We start from the raw sequence: 17,763 nt of genomic DNA, 5'->3' as shown, positions 1-17,763 counted from the left end.
CAGGGGGTGGGAATCGCCCTCAGTCCTCCAGCTCGGCGAGCCAGCGCAGGGCACGCAGACCCGGCACGAAGCAGTACTCACCGCCCCGGGTGACCACGAAGCTCGGCAGATTCCGCAGACGGCGCCGGACCGGCTTCTCGGGGATGGTGACGGTGCCGGTTCCGCCGTGATGCCCGGCCACCGGGTCCTGCTCGCCGGGGTAGCCGATGAAGTTGCCGTCGTTGACCCACTCGGCCTTGATGAATTCAAACTGTCGTTCAAGGTGTGCTCCGAGGAAGACTCCGACCAGCCCCCGGTCGGCGCCGTCGTCCTCCAGCACGCCCTCCGGCAGCGGCGGGCCGTAGGTGGTGCCGCGGCGGATGAGGCGGTGCATCCGCGCGTCGCCGATGATGGTGGCGTCGCGGGGGTTGGTGCGCCGGATGTGCGCACCGGCGGGGCACCGGAAGCCGCGATCGTCGTTCTCCCGGTACAGGAAGTTGTTGTTGCGGTGCGGATCGGCCGCCAGCTCCGGGTCATCGTGCTCCGGCGCCAGCGTCAGCGGCGCCCCGCTGGGCCAGCGCCCGACCATCTTCGCCGCCAGGAGCGCCTCCTCCTCGGCGCTGGAGGTGTTCGTGCGCAGGTACTGCCGCCAGGCCGCCACGTTGGTGTGGATCTTGCGAACGGCCGCGTAGGTCCCGTTGCGCCCCAGCACATCGGGGCTGGGCATGGGCGGCAGGTTGCCGGTCTCGTCGGGGTAGCCGAGGATGAACTCTCCGGCCTTGATGGGGGCTTCCTGCGGGTTGGAGCCGGGCAGTCCGACGCCCTCGATGTTCGGATGGCTGATGCCGTCGCGGAATCCGAAGGTGGTGCGCCCGGTCGGGAGCTGGTGGACCTCCTGCTGCCAGATCACCTGGACACCGGGCGTGTCCTCGTAGGCGACGCGGGCCCGCTCCAGCTCCTTGTCCAGCTGCGCCGCATCGGAAGACAGGGCGCTCAACGCGATATGGACATCGCCCGTTCCGAACGGTGCCTCCCAGTGGGCCGGTGCGCTCTCGCCCACGTCGCCGATCAGCTCCGCCCGGGCGGACATGCCCTCGCGAAACGCCCTCGGAAAGCTGTCCAGCGACTCCTGAGGTACCCCCAGTGCCTCCAGTCCCTGGTAGGTGAACGCCACAGCCACCCAGGCATCCTGGCTCCGGTCCATGCCGGGCAGACCACCCGCGGTCACCGGGAGCAGCCGCCGCAGCAGGGCGCGCCCGGCGTGCCGGTCGTCGACACGCAGGAAGATGAACTTTCCCTCGTACGGCACGGGCCGTGGACGCAGTGCCCCGCTTTGGACGTCGTCGATCTCGACGCGCACGCTGGCCGCGCTGCTGCTTGCCGTCGTGTTCATACTCGCTTGTGCCTCCATATCGGCCTCTGCCTGGGCAGCCCTGCGGCGGCCGGCCCGCGCCCGACGCGGCCCACCGATGTCGGGTCGGCTCCGCGGGCTGGTTGTGTCCGGGTTCTAGGCCGCGGCTTCCTCCAGCAGCTTCTGAAAGGCCGGCGTGCCCACCAACTCCGCGTTGGCCGGGTTGTCGAGCGCCGCCCGGAACTCAGGGGTGTCCAGCACCGCCTGGAACGCGTCGTCCACGCGCTGGTCCTTGTAGATCTGCTGAACGGTCAGATCGGGATAGGCGCTGATGAAGACCCCCGCGGGCTCCTGCTGGGCGACGAACCAGTCCTTCACCCCTGGGTCGGTGACGCCGGGGAAGCCTTCGCTGTGCGAGAAGACCTTGTCGAAGCGGGCTCCGACCACCGTCTGGGCGAAGTCGTCGATGTAGGTGTCCCAGGAGCCGTCGAAGACACTGGCGAACATGAACCGGGTGTCGTTGTCGAAGATCACGTGCCGTGCGTCGTGCAGGGTGCCGATCTGGCGCACCGCCGCATGGACGTTCTCGGCGGCCGCCGCGTCGGCCATCGCGGCGAGATCCTCACGCAACGCATCGGCATGGCCCGGCTTGATCTTGGTAAAAACGGTGAACTCGCTGCAGACCCCGTCCGACCTGCCCGGGCGCTCGGGGTGAGCCGTTTGGGGCGCACCTGTCGTCGCAGTCATCGTGAGATTCTCCTGCCACGGATCGGTGCGAGGGTCACCAAGTGCCCGAACATGAGGCACCATCGCCCTCACCTCTTCATCCTGGACCTCATACGAGCCGCCTCGCATCCCCGGCCCGGGGTGATGCGGCTACCCGGATGGGACCATCGAGAGACTCTGGCACCACGAGATCCAGCCTGATCAGTTCACCATTCCTCGGCATTCCCTGAACCGGACGGCTACGGTCCGCACCCGACGGGTCGTGAAGTGTGCCCCGCAGTGCCGAGAGAGCATTCTCGAGTGTCGGCTTGCTGCCGAGCGCGATGGGGCACCACCGGGGGCAACAAGCAGGCCGAGGCCCTCGGAGCTCCGAGAAGCTCTCGAGGACAGATTCGTAAGGGCGCAGGAACATGGAACGTGGGCCTGTCGGGTTCACCAACTCATCCGCCGCGCCGCCCGCCTCGTCCAGGTCCCGGGAAGCGTCGCTCAACTCGACAGCCGCTCCGCCCCCCACCTGGAGGCATCAGGGCTGCTTGCTGGGCGTCGGGGCACACCCCGGTCTGCTGAAGCCAGTGGCCGATCTCCCCGGCCACGGCCTTCGAGAACCTGATCTACGAGGTCGTCTTCAAGGGCACGGTCTCCTCCAACGGCCCCACCAGCTACAAGGTGTCCGGCAGGCTCGACGCCTACTGCAACGAAGGCCCCCTGTTCACCGAGTACGCCGCCCTCGGGTACGGCGCTGCATCGCAGTCCTACTCGTACAAGTCATACAAGTGCTCCGACCTACCCACAGAGATCGACTTCACTGCCTCTCGCCCATCCGGCGATGCGATCGACTTCCAGGTGGGCGGGACGAGCGGCCCCCTGAACACCTGGAACTACAGCGCCACATCCAGATACGACATCGGCGACTGACGCGCCTCCGGCGACGCGCCCTCGCCCCGAGCCTCTGCCCGAAGGGCGAGGGCTCACTTCTCCAATGACCGCTTTTACGCGGCCTGGGCCGCTCAGGCCGTCCTGGACCTCGAAGCCCGAGGCCCCTCAAGGGCGGCCGGGTGGGGTGTGGAGCGTAGATTGCGCCTGTTCCGGGTTCGCCTGTTCTGGCAGAGGCGGCGCCGGCGGGAAGAGGTGGTCTTCCAGAGCGGGCAGCCCGAACAGCATGAGAAGCGGTATCGCCGGGCCGAGCAGGGCTATCACGATCACGACGCCTCCCTGGGAAGCCGGCGATCACGGCTGAGACTTGACGGCAAGCTGGCTATGTTCACCGTGCGGCCGAACGGGGGAGGCCGCACAGGGGGAAGGGTCCGCATAGGCCGAACGGGTGATGCCGGGACGTACGGAGGCACGGCCTGGCGGCGGACCGCAGCGGCTTGTGCACTGCTCGGGTGCGGGCGGCCACGAGCCGGCGCCTCACGCCTCCGCCCCGTTCGGCGCCCTTCTCAGCCGAAGGGGGCGCCGCCACAGGGGCGGCCCGGCCAGAGCGAGGGCGTATACCAGCGCGTTCTGGACCCGGTGTGCTGCTCCTTCACAACCAGCCGCCACAGTGTCCGAGAGTAATCAGAGGGTAACTCTGTGTTGTCCGCGTGATTATGCGATCCTCACCAGAGGGGCACATGAGCGAGCAAGAAGTCACCTTCTACACCCGGCCCAACTACACGGGCGACGCCCACACCTACGCAGTCGGAACCGACGAGAACCTGTACCCGGGCGGACTCAACGACAAGTTCAAGTCCGTCAAGGTCGGCCGGAAAGCCAAGGTCCTGGCCTGGCAGCACGGGAACCAGAGCGGCAAGTACCGGGAATGGGACCTCGACCAGCCGGACATCTCCGACATCGGCGGGCTGACCCGGTTCAAGGTCGTCGAGAGCACCACGCTGCCCATCGCGGTCCGGCTCCAGGACCTCACCGGCGCCCCCGCCGGACGGTACAGCCTCAAGGCCGCTTCCTACGACGTCGGCGACACCATCGTCCGCTCCGGCGACCCGGAGTACGGGCTCGTCGGCGTCATGCCCGAGGACGGCCCCCCGGTCACCACCGCCATCTACGTCCGCGACGAGCACTCCGGCGTCTACGTCGCTGTGGGCGCCATCTACTTCGTCTGGAACTCCGACACCAAGTCGATCGACGTCGCCGACGCCTCGAATATCCCCGAGAATCTGGACTACTCGCGAGACGGCCGCAACCAGTTCACCTTCAAGCTCACCGGGGACTAGGAGCCGACGGCGGCGCGCAGACGACGAAGGGGCCGGAGCGTCTCGCGCTCCGACCTCTTCCCGCAGAAGCCGAGACCGCAGTGGCCGGGTATCTCTGAAGAAAGCGGCCAACCGTCGTTACCGCCCTGGCAGCCCGCCGCCCAGGGCGTCGTCCCGACCTTGGGCTGTTGGCCATCCCTGGAGAGACGCGTAATCCCGACGGCATGGCCCGCGGGGCATACTGGCCGCATGAGTCGCGCCGACGGCAACGACACGACGCCATTCGCGTCCGTCAACGGCTTTGCCACCGGACCGGCCACGGTAGTGCTCAGGCGATCAACCAGCTCAGGGCGGTCCTGGTCGTAGCCGGCCCGGCTCTGCGGGAGCGGCTGTCCGACCTGGGCAACCGCGAGCTGTTGCCCGCACCTGCGTCTGCCTCAGCCCGCGCGACGGCGAGGGCGACGAGGATGCCGTGGCTCAGGCCAGCCACTCGCGTCACCCCTGAGGTGGCTGGCCGAGCGCATCGAACAGCTCACGAGGCAGATCGATGAGCTGAATCAGCGCCTGACCGGGCTCGTCGAGCGCCATGCCCCGCAGCTGCTCGTGCCGATGGGTATCGGCCCGGACTCCGCTGTCACGCTCCTGATCACCATGGGCGACAACCCAGAGCGGCTGGGCACTGAGGCGTCCTTCGCCGCCTTGTGCGGGGTCAGTCCCATCGAGTACTCCTCGGGCCGGCTGCGCGTTCCCGCCATGGCGCCGATTTGTTTGCGCTGGTAGCCATGCTCGCTTGGCTCGGCGATCAACCCTCGCTCGCGCCACGCGCCGACCACCTCTTCGAGGTTGTCGCGAGCGCGATTCTGGCGAGCGCAGGGAGCGGCGACGCCGAGGAGGAACGCCGCCCTCAGGCCCGTCGCTGGCATCGTCGCGCACGCGGACCAGCGAACTCGGCCGCGCGCTCGGCAGGAGCGGTTCGACAGCGAGTCCCCCAAGCCGGTCAAGGGCACCGGCATCGAGCCGCGCGCGACGGCTGGACACTGCACCGGATCCGCCACACCCTGACACACGACGCCGAGGGCGGCACCTCCACCCCGATGCTGCTGGCCCGCTCCCGCCACGCCTCCGTCCGCTCCCCGGAGCGGTACGCACGCCCCAGCGTCGACGCGGTCGCCCGGCACGTCGCCGAACGCGACCCCGCCGCCCGACGGATGCGCGTGACGCGCGGCACCAGCTGGCAGCCTGCCGCCGAGCGGCACAGTGAGGGAGGCGGCGGCGGGCGCGTTCGCGGTGGTGCGCTCCGTTCGGCTGCAAGCCCTCGCGCGGGCGGAACAGGGAGCGACGGACGCTGGCGGGTGACGGGCCCGCCTGGTCAGCGGTGACTTGAGCGGATCATGGGGGGTGCTGATCCGTTGGGGGGGGCGAGTACCGGGCACCACGGTTCTGACGGCCGCGCCGGGCGGGATCAGGCGGCAGTGTGGTGAGTGAGGATGTCCCTGATGTCGATGAGCCACTGGCGCAGTGGAACTCCGTTTGGAGGCGCGATGCGCAGACCGAGTACACGGGCGGCTTCCGTCAGGTCGTCGTCGTTCGGGTTGGCTGCGATGAACGCGTCGATGTCCGTGGCCGCGGCTCGGTGGTCCTCCGGGGACTCCAGGGCCAGGTAGTCGTCGGCGGCCTCAGCATGCGACTGGTACTCGGCGGAGAAGTCCTGGTGAAAGTAGGACCCCAGAAGGTGGGCGAGCGCGGGGAACCGCTCACGCCACTCCCAGGCAGTCTGCGGGCGGTGGGTGGAACCGTCGGCCGGCGGCGTCGCGAGGAAGTGGCTGAGGTGATGGCGGATGACCCGCAGGCAGTCCTCGACGCTCACGCCTGACGGCGGTTCGATGTGCGGAAGGAGGTCGACGTCGTCGGCTACCTCGTCGCTGAACAGGCCGACGGCGAGCAGATCGTCGAGCTCGCGTACTGCGGCTGCCGCACGCTGGGGTTTGGCCGCGACGACACGCAGGTAGGAGGTGAGCGCTGCGCCGGGTGCTTCCATTGTGTCGTCGAATGTGTTGCCGCTCCATTCGTACGCCTGCAGGAGGTCGTGCAGTTCCGTGAAGCGGTCGTGGATGGGCGCCATGGGTTGTGGACCTGTCTGGTTGCGGTCTTACGAGGTGGCTTCGGGGTAGGAGGTCAGGACGCGGTAGCCCAGAGGGACAGTCGGGTCCTTCTTCGCCGCCCGGTGCCCGCGCTGTCCGCGGGGGGCCCGGCCCGGCCGTTGAGTCTGAACGACTCCTGAGAAACCGACGACTTCGACGGCTTGGCGGACACAGATGCCTCCAAGAGAGCTCACGGAAATAAGGCAAGGCACACCTAAGTCTCGACATGCCGTCAATGCGACTCTATTCACAACGTGCGCTCGCGAGTCGGTGGCCGCGGCACTCAGGAGCCCGGCCGAATTCGCCTCCGTTCAAGCCGGGAGGCGCAGCGGATCCACGGTACTGAACACCACAACGACTGGACGCCAGCGGTCAGTTGAGTGACCCCATTTCGACCTGTCCAGCAACGGGGGCCCCCGAAGAGCGCCCGCGACGCGACTGGCCAGTAGCGTGCAGTACCCGCATCCAGGTCTCACATATCGAGTTCGCATACTTTTGCCACCGCCCAGTCGGGCCGGCCCGCCGGAACACGGCTGAACCCTCCGCCGCGTTCGCCAACCGCCCCGCAGGAGCCGGGTCCGGCGAGGGCTCCGATCCGCTGCCTCACGCCGCAGCGCGGTGCGATCCCAACCCCGGAGTGCCCTCCGCAACAGGGCGAGCTACCAGGCTTGTGTAGGCTGAGCATCGCGAAGGGGAGTAGCCCCGCAAACCGGTCGTCGACACACTGGAGCCCACGGCTCCCGGTGGCCGGGCTCGTTTCCGGTAAGGATGCGGGTGGGCGAGACCTTCGGCCCTTTGTCGACGACGTGCACAGCGTGTCGGCGGGGTCGAAGCTGCCGCCGCTCCCGCGCTGGTCGTCCTCGATACCCGCTGATGCGGGAAGGCCGGACGATTCCTGTGATCCATTTCGTACTGCTCATCGTGTGTGCGGTGGCGATCTATCTCTCGTGTGAGTGGTTCGTCAACGCCGTGGAGTGGCTGGGCGAGCGCCTCAACGTCGGGAAGATGGCGGTCGGCACGATCCTCGCCGCTTTCGGGACCGCGCTGCCTGAGTCCGTGGTGACGCTGGTCGCCGTGACCACCGGCGCCACCGACGAGGCCAAGGACATCGGTGTCGGCGCGGCCATGGGCGGCCCGCTGGCGCTGGCCACGGTCGCCTACGGGGTGACCGGCGCGATGCTGCTGCTCAAACGCCGCAAGGAACGCGTCGCCGTCCTCGCCGAGACAGGCATGTCGCCCACCTACCCGGAGGCCGAGGAGGCTCTGGGAAGTGCTGCGGACATGAAGCGGCTTGCGAAGGACCAGAAGTGGTTCCTGCCGATCTTCATCGTGAAGGTGGCGCTCGGCCTGGTCGCGTTCGCGTTCAAGCCCGTGCTCGGCCTGCTGTTCTTTGCCGCCTACGCCGTCTACTTCTGGCGGGAGATCCGCGGTGGCGACGACGGGGACGACGAGGAGGGTCCGGAGCTGGAGCCGCTGAAGTTCCAGCCCAAGGCCGCCTCCCCGGCCACCTGGGCCGTGGCTGCGCAGACGCTCGTGACCCTGGTGGTGATCTTCTTCGCCTCGCAGCTGTTCGTGAAGCAGCTGGACGCGATCGGCCCGATGCTGGGCCTGTCGGCCGCGGTCACCGCGCTGCTGCTGTCCCCGATCGCCACCGAGCTGCCGGAGATCATGAACGCGGTGATCTGGGTCCGTCAGGGCAAGACCAAGCTCGCGCTGGCGAACATCTCCGGCGCCATGATGATCCAGGCCACCGTGCCCTCCGGGCTCGGTCTGCTGTTCACCCGCTGGCACTTCGACGCCGCCCTGCTGTGGTCCGGGCTGATCACCATGGCCGCGATCGTCTACCTGCTGCTGACCATGAGCGCCCACAAGCTCACCCCCGCCCGCCTCACGGTCGCGGCGGGCCTCTACGTGCTCTTCGCCCTGGGCCTGATTCCGATCCTGAGCTGACCGGGCTTCCCACGCCGCCACCGGCGGTTGAGCACCCGGTCGGCGGCGCTCCCGGACGACGTGCCCCAGGGCGCCGCTTCACCGGTCGAGCAGGTACGGCGCCCCGTCCGGGAGCGGGCCGGGGTGTCCATCGCCCGCCGCACGCCCGACACCGAGGAGACGCTCGGAGAGTGCTGGGGCGCAGGTCCCAGCACTGCTCTCCGCCGACTCCCTCTCATCGCTACCGACGCCCTCTTCGGAGGAATAACCGGCATGTGCAAGAACCACGGGGATGCCGGACATCCGGACCCACCGACGAACGCCTTCGTTCCGGTACCCGGCTGCCGGGCCTGCGCCGCCGTCGACGCGGTCGCCCAGGCGGCCTGGCGCCGCGAGGGCGGCCTCACCCTGCGCGACTGGCTGTCCGTGACCGCCAGCGGAATGCGGCACCGCATGCACGATCACGGCCTCCAGCCACGCGCCGCAGCGCCCGGCAACACCGGTGAACCGCCTTCCCCGGGGCCGGTGCCCCAGCAGAGTGGAGGCTGACGCCGTCCCGGACGGCCCCCGTCCCTGAAATCCAGCCGCTCCGCCCTCATCCGGCTTTCGATGGGCCAGCCCCCTGCGTGACCCGCTCGCATCCAGAGCCACCCGGGCAGTACATCGACCATGTTTTGGTGAAACTCCTTATTCCTGCTGGTTTCAGGTCAGTTGGCACCCGCTTCACCCATACGAGTAGCGACGCTCGACGGATTGGTCAGCGCGGCGTTCACCCACCCCAAGACGGCTGCCAGGCCCGGGAGCGGCCCTGGGGCTCACCGCGCCCCGCGTAATGACTTCACCAAGCTTGCGTGAAATGACGCCTCAGGGGTTGTTAGGCAAGGCTTATCTAACCTTTACTCACTTCGCGTCCCCGCACGTCAGACCGGAGTCCCCATGTCCAGCGCGAACATCACCCTGCTCGGCGCCATCGCCGGCTTCACCATCTACCTCGGCCTCCCGATCGGCCGACTTCGCACACCCACCCCCCGCCTCAAGGCGGGTCTGAACGCCGTGGCCATCGGCATCCTCGTCTTTCTCGTGTGGGACGTGCTGACCCACGCGTGGGAGCCGGTCGACGAGGCACTGAGCAAGCACGAGTGGGGAACGGTCGCTTCCGGGGGCGGCACTCTGGCCGTGGGCCTGACGATCGGGCTGGCCGGTCTCGTGCATTACGACAGCTGGATCAGCCGCCGCCGGACCTCCGCCGACCGCCCGTCGGGACCCGGCGCCGCCGCCACCGCGGAGCTGGCCCCGAAGGTCCGCAGCCAGGCGGGCTCCCTGGCGCTGATGATCGCCACCGGTATCGGCCTGCACAACTTCGCCGAGGGCCTGGCCATCGGAAACTCCGCCGCTCAGGGCGAACTCTCCCTCGCCGTCCTGCTGATCATCGGTTTCGGCCTGCACAACGCCACCGAGGGCTTCGGCATTGTCGCCCCACTGGCAGCGGATGGCGAACGCCCGTCCTGGCTCACCCTCCTGTGGCTCGGCCTGATCGGCGGCGGCCCCACCTTCCTGGGCACGCTCGTCGGCCAGCACCTGGTCAACGACACCCTGTCGATCGCTTTCCTGGGTCTTGCCGCCGGTTCGATCCTCTATGTGGTCATCGAGCTGCTGGCCGTCGCCCGCCGGAACGGACTGAAGACACTCACCACCTGGTGCATCCTGCTGGGCCTCCTCCTCGGCTTCGCCACGGACGCCGTCGTCACGGCGGCCGGAGCCTGACCCGCTCCGGCGACGCGAGCCGATAGCCGGCCTTGCCGCACGTGACACATCCCCGGTGCCCCCACCGCGGGCACCGGGACGACGCGAGGAGATGCACCACATGGCCCACGCCGGTGACGACGCCGACAGGACGTGGTGCATCTCGGCGGTCGGCAACTTCCGCGACCTCAGCGAGCAGGAAATGGACGCCAGCGCCGCCGCAGCCCTGATGAAGACTCACAGCGCCGGTGAACTGCGCTACTCCAGCACGCAGCCGTCCGAGGTGCTGTTCATCCTCAAGAAGGGCTGGGTCCGCATCTTCCGCGTCTCTGCCGACGGCAGCCGTCCGTGTCATGAGCCACGCCGGTGTCCGCCGCTTCCCGCTCTCAGACGCGCGGATCTCCGCATGCATCACCGAAATCCTCGGCCGCCGCCTCACCGACCTCGAACATCGCCTGTTCGACAGCGCCCTCAAATCTGTACCGCGGCCCATCGCCACTACACAGACGACCTTGGCCGCCGAGAACCGGCCTCGCGTGCTCGGCGCCCGCAGCCCCCAGGTCACCCTCACACACCAACAGATCGCCGCGCTGGCGGGAACCTCCCTCGAAACCACCACGAAGTTAGGGACGGTGCGGCGGGCCGGGGTGGAGGGGACCGGTACCTTCGGCGCGGGCCTGTCGCGCTACCTGCTGGCGCAGCATGTCGTGGTGTTAGAGGTGAACCGGCCCGACCGCTCGGCCCGCCGTCTGCTCGGGAAGTCGGACCCGCTTTATGCGCGGGCTGCTGCGCGGGCCGTGCGCAGCGGTCGCGCCCAGGCGCGGGCGAAATCTGGCGACGGTCCGGTGCGGAGTGCTCCGATCCCTCAAACGCTACGTCGCGCGAGAGGTCTTTCACCTGATCCGGCCCACATCCTCACAGCCCCCGTCATAAGGGCTGTCGTGAGACATGAGAGGGTCGGACGAGTGAGCGAGACACCACCGAACACCCTGCAATACCGCTTTGACGGGCCAGAAGACGCACCTGTCCTGATCCTCGGTCCCTCACTGGGTACCACATGGCACATGTGGGACCGGCAGATACCGGAGCTGTCCAAGAGCTGGCGGATCTTCCGGTTCGACCTGCCGGGCCACGGCGGCGCCCCCGCCTACCCGTCGGGTTCCGTCACCGAACTCGCGGGGCGCCTGCTCGCCACCCTCGACGGGCTCGGCGTGCAGCGCTTCGGTTACGCGGGCTGCGCGTTCAGCGGGGCCCTCGGCATCGAGCTGGCCCTGCGTCACCCGGAGCGGATCGCCTCGCTCGCGGTGATCGCCGCCTCGCCCCGCTTCGGATCGGCCGACGAGTTCCGGCAGCGCGGGGTGATCGTGCGTAGCAACGGTCTTGACCCGATCGCGCGATCCTCGCCCGAGCGCTGGTTCACGACCGGCTTCGCCGCCGCGCAGCCCGCGATCACGGAGTGGGCCGTACAGATGGTGCGCACCACCGACCCCGGCTGCTACATCGCCGCCTGTGAGGCGCTCGCCGCGTTCGACGTACGCGCCGAATTGGGCCGCATCGGCGTCCCCACCCTCGTTCTCGTCGGCTCCGACGACCAGGTCACCGGACCCGCCGAGGCCCGCACGCTGGTCGCCGGGATACCGGACGCCCGCCTCGCCGTCGTACCCGGCGCCTCGCACCTGGTCCCCGTGGAGCAGCCGGCGGCTGTCACCGACCTGCTGGTACGGCACTTCTCCACGGCCTGGCAGCCCGCCTACGACTCGACCACAGGCCAGATGGCCATCCCGGCGCCCCCGGTCAAGCCGGTGCTCGCGGCACCCCCGCCGGTCAGCCCCCTCGCCGAGATCGCCCCACCCGTCGTACAGCCCACGGCCCTGGGCAGCCCCAGACCGGACCCGTACGACGCCGGGATCAAGGTGCGCCGCGAGGTGCTGGGCGACGCGCATGTGGACCGGGCGCTGGCCTCGGCGGACGAGTTCTCCGGGGACTTCCAGGAGTTCATCACGCGCTACGCGTGGGGCGAGATCTGGGACCGGCCGGGCCTTGACCGGCGTTCGCGCAGCTGTGTCACGCTCACCGCGCTGGTGGCGGGTGGTCACCTCGACGAGCTGGCCTTCCACACCCGCGCCGCCCTCCGTAACGGCCTCACCCCGGACGAGATCAAGGAGGTGCTCCTCCAGGCGGCCGTCTACTGCGGTGTCCCGGCCGCCAACAGCGCCTTCAAGGTGGCGCAGCAGGTCATCCGGGAGGAGACCACCCCTCAGGAGTGATCTTGAGCCTGGTAGTGGGAGCACCTGCCTCAGCAGCCCGCCATGACACCGGGAGGGGGAGGATGGACCCATGAAGCTCACGAAGAAGTCGCATGCCTGCATCCGCCTCGAGAAGGACGGGCGTGTGCTCGTCATCGACCCGGGGACCTTCACCGAGGAGGACGCGGCCGTCGGCGCGGAAGCGATCCTGGTCACGCACGAGCACCTCGACCACTTCAACGAGGACCGGCTGCGGGCCGGCCTGGAGTCCAACCCGGCGGCCGAGATCTGGACCCTGAAGTCGGTCGCGGAGAAGCTCACCGCGGCCTTCCCGGGCCGGGTACACACGGTCGGTCACGGCGACACGTTCACCGCCGCGGGCTTCGACGTCCAGGTGCACGGCGAACTGCACGCCGTGATCCACCCGGACATCCCGCGTATCACGAACGTCGGCTATCTCATCGACGGCGGCCGCGTCTTCCACCCGGGCGACGCCCTCACCGTCCCCGAACAGCCGGTCGAGACGCTGATGCTCCCGGTCATGGCCCCGTGGAACAAGATCGCCGAGGTCATCGACTACGTCCGCGAGGTGAAGCCGCAGCGCGCGTACGACATCCACGACGCGCTCCTGACGGACCTCGCGCGCCCGATCTACGACCACCAGATCGGCTCCCTGGGCGGCTCTGAGCACCTGCGGCTCACGCCGGGGGCGTCGGCGGACGTCTGAGCACACCCGAGAGCGGGGGTGCCGGGCGGGCACGGCGACCCGTTGTCGTACCCGCCCGGTAGGTTGTGAGGCATGCGCATCGCGACCTGGAACGTGAACTCGATCACCGCTCGCCTCCCGAGGCTGCTGGCCTGGCTGGAGAGCAGCGGCACGGACGTGCTGTGCCTCCAGGAGGCCAAGGTCGCCGCCGAGCAGTTCCCCCTCGACGAGCTGCGCGAGCTGGGCTACGAGGCGGCGGTCCACGCGACCGGGCGGTGGAACGGCGTGGCGGTGCTCTCCCGCGTCGGCCTGGAGGACGTGGTCAAGGGGCTGCCCGGCGACCCCGGTTACGAGGGCGTCGAGGAGCCCCGGGCCGTCTCCGCGACCTGCGGCCCGGTCCGCGTCTGGTCGGTGTACGTGCCGAACGGACGCGAGGTGGACCACCCCCACTACGCCTACAAGATCCAGTGGTTCGAGGCACTCAAGGCCGCGGTCGCGGGCGACGCGGCGGGCAGCCGTCCGTTCGCCGTGCTGGGGGACTACAACGTGGCGCCGACGGACGACGACGTCTGGGACATCACCCTCTTCGACGGCGCCACCCACGTCACCCCGGCCGAGCGGGCCGCCCTCGCCACGCTGCGCGAGTCGGGCCTGTCGGACGTGGTCCCGAGGCCCCTCAAGTACGACCACCCGTTCACGTACTGGGACTACCGCCAGCTCGGCTTCCCCAAGAACCGCGGCATGCGCATCGACCTGGTCTACGGCAACGAGCCGTTCGCCAAGGCGGTCACCGACGCCTATGTGGACCGCGAGGAGCGCAAGGGCAAGGGCGCGTCGGACCACGCGCCCGTCGTGGTGGACCTCGACGTGTGAGTGCCCCCGGGGCGCGCCTGTGGTGCGACCCGGAGTGCGAATGTCACGCTGGGCGTATGAACATCCCTTTCCTGGGCACCTGGCGCAAGAAGCACGGTCCCGCCTTCGGCGTCGCGGTGTTCTCCGACGGTGATCACGACTCCGAGGGCGTCGCCGAACTCCTCTCCGAGTGCGAGCTGCTGCGCTCGCAGGCACATCAGGCGGGTGTCGAACTCGACGACTCGGTCGCCTCGTTGGAAGCGCTGGACCAACTGCTGCCGCGCTGGCGCGACGACGAGGAGAGCCTGCCGTGGCTCGGCAACGACGCGGGGCTCTATCTCGGCTCGGTCATCGTGCGCACGGTGCCCGGCGCCCGCTGGGAGGTCTGGCCCAACGGCCACCCGGCGGTGCGGCTGGCCTCTGGCAGGGAGATCGATGTCGTCGCCTCCGGCCACACCTGGGCGTCCAGCGGCGCCCCGGAACTCTCCCAGTTGTACGCCGAGGTGGCGGAGGGGTAGCCCGTCCCGCGGGGACGCCGTGAACCAGAAACTTCATAAATACGGCTAATGCCCGAAAAGTGCGTGTCGTGTGTGGGGGGCCACCCTGCCCGGATAGTTTGCGGCTTCTGCGACACAGCTGAGAGTGGGTAGGGCCGGGCATGGCTGTCGATCCTCTGATCGAACTGCAGGACGTGAACAAGCACTTCGGCGAGCTGCATGTCCTTCAGGACATCAACCTCACCGTCGACAAGGGGGAGGTGGTCGTGGTCATCGGCCCCTCGGGGTCGGGCAAGTCAACCCTGTGCAGGGCGATCAACCGGCTGGAGACCATCGAGTCCGGCGCCATCAGGCTCGAAGGACAGCCGCTTCCCGACGAGGGCAAGGCGCTCGCCAGGCTCCGCGCCGAGGTCGGGATGGTCTTCCAGTCCTTCAATCTCTTCGCCCACAAGACGATCCTGCAGAACGTCTCGCTGGCCCAGATCAAGGTCCGTGGCCGCAAGAAGGAGGAGGCGGACCGGCGCTCCCTCGAACTCCTGGACCGCGTCGGCCTCGCCTCCCAGGCCCCGAAGTACCCGGCGCAGCTCTCCGGCGGCCAGCAGCAGCGCGTGGCCATCGCCCGCGCCCTCGCCATGGACCCCAAGGCCCTGCTGTTCGACGAGCCGACCTCGGCACTCGACCCCGAGATGATCAACGAGGTCCTCGAAGTCATGCGGCAGCTCGCACGCGACGGCATGACCATGGTCGTCGTCACCCACGAGATGGGCTTCGCACGCTCCGCGGCCAACCGCGTCGTGTTCATGGCCGACGGCCGTGTCGTCGAGGACCGCAACCCCGAGGAGTTCTTCACCAACCCACGCAGCGACCGCGCCAAGGACTTCCTCTCCAAGATCCTCAAGCACTAGGCGGGAGAGTACGACCGTGATCCGCACGACGCGTACGCGCCTCGCCGTGGCCGCCCTCCTGTGCATCGCGCTGCTGACGGCCGCCTGCGGCAAGGAAGGCAGCCCGCCCACCAAGGGACCGGCCGCCGGCAAACTGCCCCACTACCAGGTGGCGGAGGGCTTCGAGCTCCCCTCCTCGCCCACCTGGGAGAGAGCCAGAAAGCGCGGCTACCTCAACATCGGCGTCAAGGAGGACCAGCCGTACCTGGGCGAGAAGGACCCGGCGAGCGGCACCTACTCCGGCTTCGACATCGAGATCGCCAGGATGATGTCGGCCTCGCTCGGCTTCGACCCGAGCACCATCAACTTCAAGACGATCGCCTCGGCCAACCGCGAAACCGCCCTGCAGAACGGCCAGATCGACTTCTACGTCGGCACCTACACCATCAACGACAACCGCAAGAAGCTCGTCGGCTTCGCGGGCCCCTACTACATGGCCGGTCAGTCACTGCTCGTACGCAAGGACGAGAACGACATCCATGGTCCCCAGGACCTCGCCGGCAAACGCGTCTGCTCGGCGGCCGGTTCGACGCCGTACCAGCGCATCCAGACCGACTACCCGAAGGCGACGCTCGTCGCCTATGACACCTACTCGGTCTGCGTCGACAACCTGCTCACCTACCAGGTCGACGCCGTCACCACCGACGACGCGATCCTGATCGGCTACGCGGCGAAGGTGCCCGACGACCTCAAGGTCGTCGGCAAGCCGTTCTCGAAGGAGCCGTACGGCATCGGCGTGCCGCGCGACGACAACGCGCTGCGGTTCGCGCTCGACGACGCGTTGGAGGCCCGCGAGAAGAACGGCGACTGGAAGAGAGCGTACGAGGCGACGCTCGGGCTCTCCGGAGTGCCGGCGCCCACCCCGCCCGCCATCGACCGCTACCCGGCGAGCTGAGCGAGGCCGACGTGAACGTACTGATCGACAACTTCCACACCTTCGCCCAGGGATTCCTCGGCACGGTCGAACTCACCGTCTACGCGAGCGTGCTGGCCCTCGTGCTCGGCTTCCTGATGGCGTCGTTCCGGGTCGCGCCGGTCGGCTCCCTGCGGGCCCTCGGCACGGTGTGGGTGACCGTGCTGCGCAACACCCCGCTCACCCTGCTGTTCTTCGCCGTGCTGCTCGGGCTGCCCCGGTTCGGACTCGTGCTGCCCTTCAAGGCGTTCGCGGTCCTGGCACTCGGCTGCTACACCTCCGCGTTCATCTGCGAGGCGCTGCGCTCGGGCATCAACACCGTGCCCAAGGGGCAGGGCGAGGCCGCCCGCAGCCTCGGCATGACCTTCAGCCAGACGCTGTCCGTGGTCGTCCTGCCACAGGCGTTCCGGTCCGTGATCCCGCCCATCGGCTCCACGCTCATCGCCCTTGCCAAGAACTCGGCGATCGCCGGGGCGTTCAGCGTCAACGAACTGCTCGGGACCTACAAGACGCTGAGCGAGCTCGGCTACAACATCGTCTGGACCTTCATCTGGATCGCCGTCGGCTATCTGATCATCACTCTCACCATCAGCGCGATCTTCAACTACCTCGAACAGCGCTGGGGAGTCGCCCGATGACCACCACCGCCCCCGAATCCACCGCCCTGTACGACGTTCCCGGTCCCAGGACCCGCCAACGGCACCGTCTTTACGCGGCCGTGTCCACCGCCCTGATCCTCGCCCTGGTCGGCTGGATCCTCTATCTCCTCTTCGACACCGACCAGTTCACGTACACGAAGTGGATGCCGTTCGAGTACAAGGGAATCCAGGAACTGCTGCTGCGGGGACTGGGCAACACGCTGAAGGCCTTCGCGATGGCCGCGGTGCTCTCGCTGGCGCTGGGCACCGTGCTCGTGACGGGACGCCTGTCGGACCACCGTCCGGTGCGCTGGGTCTCCGCGCTGGTCGTCGAGTTCTTCCGCGCCATGCCCGTACTGGTGATGATCTTCTTCATCTTCGTGGCGCTGAAGGTGCAGCCGCTGCCCGCGCTGGTCGCGGGGCTGACCCTCTACAACGGCTCGGTGCTCGCCGAGGTCTTCCGCTCCGGCGTCAACTCCGTCGAACGCGGCCAGCGGGAGGCCGCGTTCGCGCTCGGCATGCGCAAGACCCAGGTCATGACGTACGTCCTCGTCCCGCAGGCCGTACGGGCCATGCTGCCCGCCATCATCAGCCAACTCGTGGTGGCCCTGAAGGACACCTCGCTCGGCTATCTCATCACCTACGAGGAGTTCCTCCACGCCGGGAAACTGATCGCCTCGAACCTCGACTACGATTTGCCGTTCATCCCCGTGGTGATGGTGATCTCGCCGATCTACATCGGGATGTGCATGCTGCTCTCCTGGTTCGCCCAGTGGGTGTCCCGGCGGGAGCAGCGCAGTCCCAAGACCGAGGCCGTGAATGTGGCACCGGCCGAACCAGGGACGCTGCTGCCGGGTGGGGGTCCCCCCACAGCCCCGCGACTGTAGGGGGAGCAGCAGCTCACAG

At 68.6% G+C, this 17,763-nt stretch carries 16 protein-coding genes and 2 pseudogenes; 15 read left to right on the top strand and 3 right to left on the bottom strand.

The genetic code is table 11. The features are described 5' to 3' along the window. Window positions 1-19 precede the first annotated feature (19 nt). Window positions 20-1,372, bottom strand: a complete 1,353-nt coding sequence (locus ACIQTP_RS42160) for a Dyp-type peroxidase (RefSeq protein WP_403410283.1) — start codon at window positions 1,370-1,372, stop codon at window positions 20-22. Window positions 1,373-1,486: 114 nt separating this feature from the next. Then, window positions 1,487-2,077 (bottom strand): hypothetical protein, encoded by a 591-nt coding sequence (locus ACIQTP_RS42155; RefSeq protein ID WP_403410280.1) that lies wholly within the window; start codon window positions 2,075-2,077, stop codon window positions 1,487-1,489. A gap of 645 nt (window positions 2,078-2,722) precedes the next feature. Here ACIQTP_RS42155 and ACIQTP_RS42150 point away from each other — a divergent pair. The 4 genes and pseudogenes from ACIQTP_RS42150 to ACIQTP_RS42135 all read left to right on the top strand — a co-directional run. Further along, window positions 2,723-2,971: a hypothetical protein gene (locus tag ACIQTP_RS42150; protein ID WP_403410277.1), complete on the top strand. Its 249-nt coding sequence runs from the start codon at window positions 2,723-2,725 to the stop codon at window positions 2,969-2,971. A gap of 698 nt (window positions 2,972-3,669) precedes the next feature. Then, window positions 3,670-4,269 (top strand): beta/gamma crystallin domain-containing protein, encoded by a 600-nt coding sequence (locus tag ACIQTP_RS42145; RefSeq protein WP_403410274.1) that lies wholly within the window; start codon window positions 3,670-3,672, stop codon window positions 4,267-4,269. 588 nt (window positions 4,270-4,857) lie between these two features. After that, window positions 4,858-4,929 (top strand): annotated as a pseudogene (locus tag ACIQTP_RS42140) (transposase); the annotation flags it as partial. An 11-nt stretch (window positions 4,930-4,940) separates the two neighbouring features. Beyond that, a pseudogene (locus ACIQTP_RS42135) lies at window positions 4,941-5,126 on the top strand (TetR family transcriptional regulator); the annotation flags it as partial. 584 nt (window positions 5,127-5,710) lie between these two features. Here the strand turns inward: ACIQTP_RS42135 and ACIQTP_RS42130 are convergent. After that, complete coding sequence (locus ACIQTP_RS42130; protein WP_403410271.1) at window positions 5,711-6,370, bottom strand: contact-dependent growth inhibition system immunity protein; 660 nt, start codon at window positions 6,368-6,370, stop codon at window positions 5,711-5,713. A 916-nt stretch (window positions 6,371-7,286) separates the two neighbouring features. On the opposite strand from ACIQTP_RS42130, the gene ACIQTP_RS42125 reads away from it, so the two are divergent. From ACIQTP_RS42125 to ACIQTP_RS42075, 11 genes are all read left to right on the top strand, one after another. Continuing rightward, the gene (locus tag ACIQTP_RS42125; protein WP_403410268.1) at window positions 7,287-8,339 is read left to right on the top strand and encodes a sodium:calcium antiporter; all 1,053 of its coding nucleotides are present in this window, start codon (window positions 7,287-7,289) and stop codon (window positions 8,337-8,339) included. A gap of 27 nt (window positions 8,340-8,366) precedes the next feature. Beyond that, window positions 8,367-8,867, top strand: coding sequence for a hypothetical protein (locus ACIQTP_RS42120; protein WP_403410265.1), 501 nt, complete (start codon window positions 8,367-8,369; stop codon window positions 8,865-8,867). A 387-nt stretch (window positions 8,868-9,254) separates the two neighbouring features. Then, window positions 9,255-10,082, top strand: coding sequence for a ZIP family metal transporter (locus ACIQTP_RS42115; RefSeq protein ID WP_403410262.1), 828 nt, complete (start codon window positions 9,255-9,257; stop codon window positions 10,080-10,082). A 944-nt stretch (window positions 10,083-11,026) separates the two neighbouring features. Continuing rightward, window positions 11,027-12,328 (top strand): 4-carboxymuconolactone decarboxylase, encoded by a 1,302-nt coding sequence (gene pcaC, locus ACIQTP_RS42110; protein WP_403410259.1) that lies wholly within the window; start codon window positions 11,027-11,029, stop codon window positions 12,326-12,328. 70 nt (window positions 12,329-12,398) lie between these two features. Further along, window positions 12,399-13,034 (top strand): MBL fold metallo-hydrolase, encoded by a 636-nt coding sequence (locus ACIQTP_RS42105; protein WP_403410256.1) that lies wholly within the window; start codon window positions 12,399-12,401, stop codon window positions 13,032-13,034. 72 nt (window positions 13,035-13,106) lie between these two features. Further along, the gene (locus tag ACIQTP_RS42100) at window positions 13,107-13,886 is read left to right on the top strand and encodes an exodeoxyribonuclease III (protein WP_403410253.1); all 780 of its coding nucleotides are present in this window, start codon (window positions 13,107-13,109) and stop codon (window positions 13,884-13,886) included. A 56-nt stretch (window positions 13,887-13,942) separates the two neighbouring features. After that, window positions 13,943-14,383, top strand: coding sequence for a DUF6278 family protein (locus ACIQTP_RS42095; protein WP_054230384.1), 441 nt, complete (start codon window positions 13,943-13,945; stop codon window positions 14,381-14,383). A 140-nt stretch (window positions 14,384-14,523) separates the two neighbouring features. Then, complete coding sequence (locus ACIQTP_RS42090; RefSeq protein WP_403410250.1) at window positions 14,524-15,267, top strand: amino acid ABC transporter ATP-binding protein; 744 nt, start codon at window positions 14,524-14,526, stop codon at window positions 15,265-15,267. 16 nt (window positions 15,268-15,283) lie between these two features. Then, window positions 15,284-16,201 (top strand): glutamate ABC transporter substrate-binding protein, encoded by a 918-nt coding sequence (locus ACIQTP_RS42085; RefSeq protein ID WP_403410247.1) that lies wholly within the window; start codon window positions 15,284-15,286, stop codon window positions 16,199-16,201. Between the two features lie 11 nt (window positions 16,202-16,212). Next, window positions 16,213-16,857 carry an amino acid ABC transporter permease gene (locus ACIQTP_RS42080; RefSeq protein ID WP_403410243.1) on the top strand — a complete coding sequence of 215 codons (645 nt, stop codon included), beginning with the start codon at window positions 16,213-16,215 and terminating at the stop codon, window positions 16,855-16,857. Further along, complete coding sequence (locus ACIQTP_RS42075) at window positions 16,854-17,744, top strand: amino acid ABC transporter permease (protein ID WP_403410240.1); 891 nt, start codon at window positions 16,854-16,856, stop codon at window positions 17,742-17,744. Before ACIQTP_RS42080 ends, ACIQTP_RS42075 begins: the two co-directional genes overlap by 4 nt. Window positions 17,745-17,763 lie beyond the last annotated feature (19 nt).

Source organism: Streptomyces sp. NPDC090798 (genome assembly GCF_044768965.1).
GTDB lineage: Bacteria > Actinomycetota > Actinomycetes > Streptomycetales > Streptomycetaceae > Streptomyces.
The sequence above is the reverse complement of the archived record's forward strand: the minus strand, read 5'-3'. Positions and strand labels throughout refer to the sequence as shown.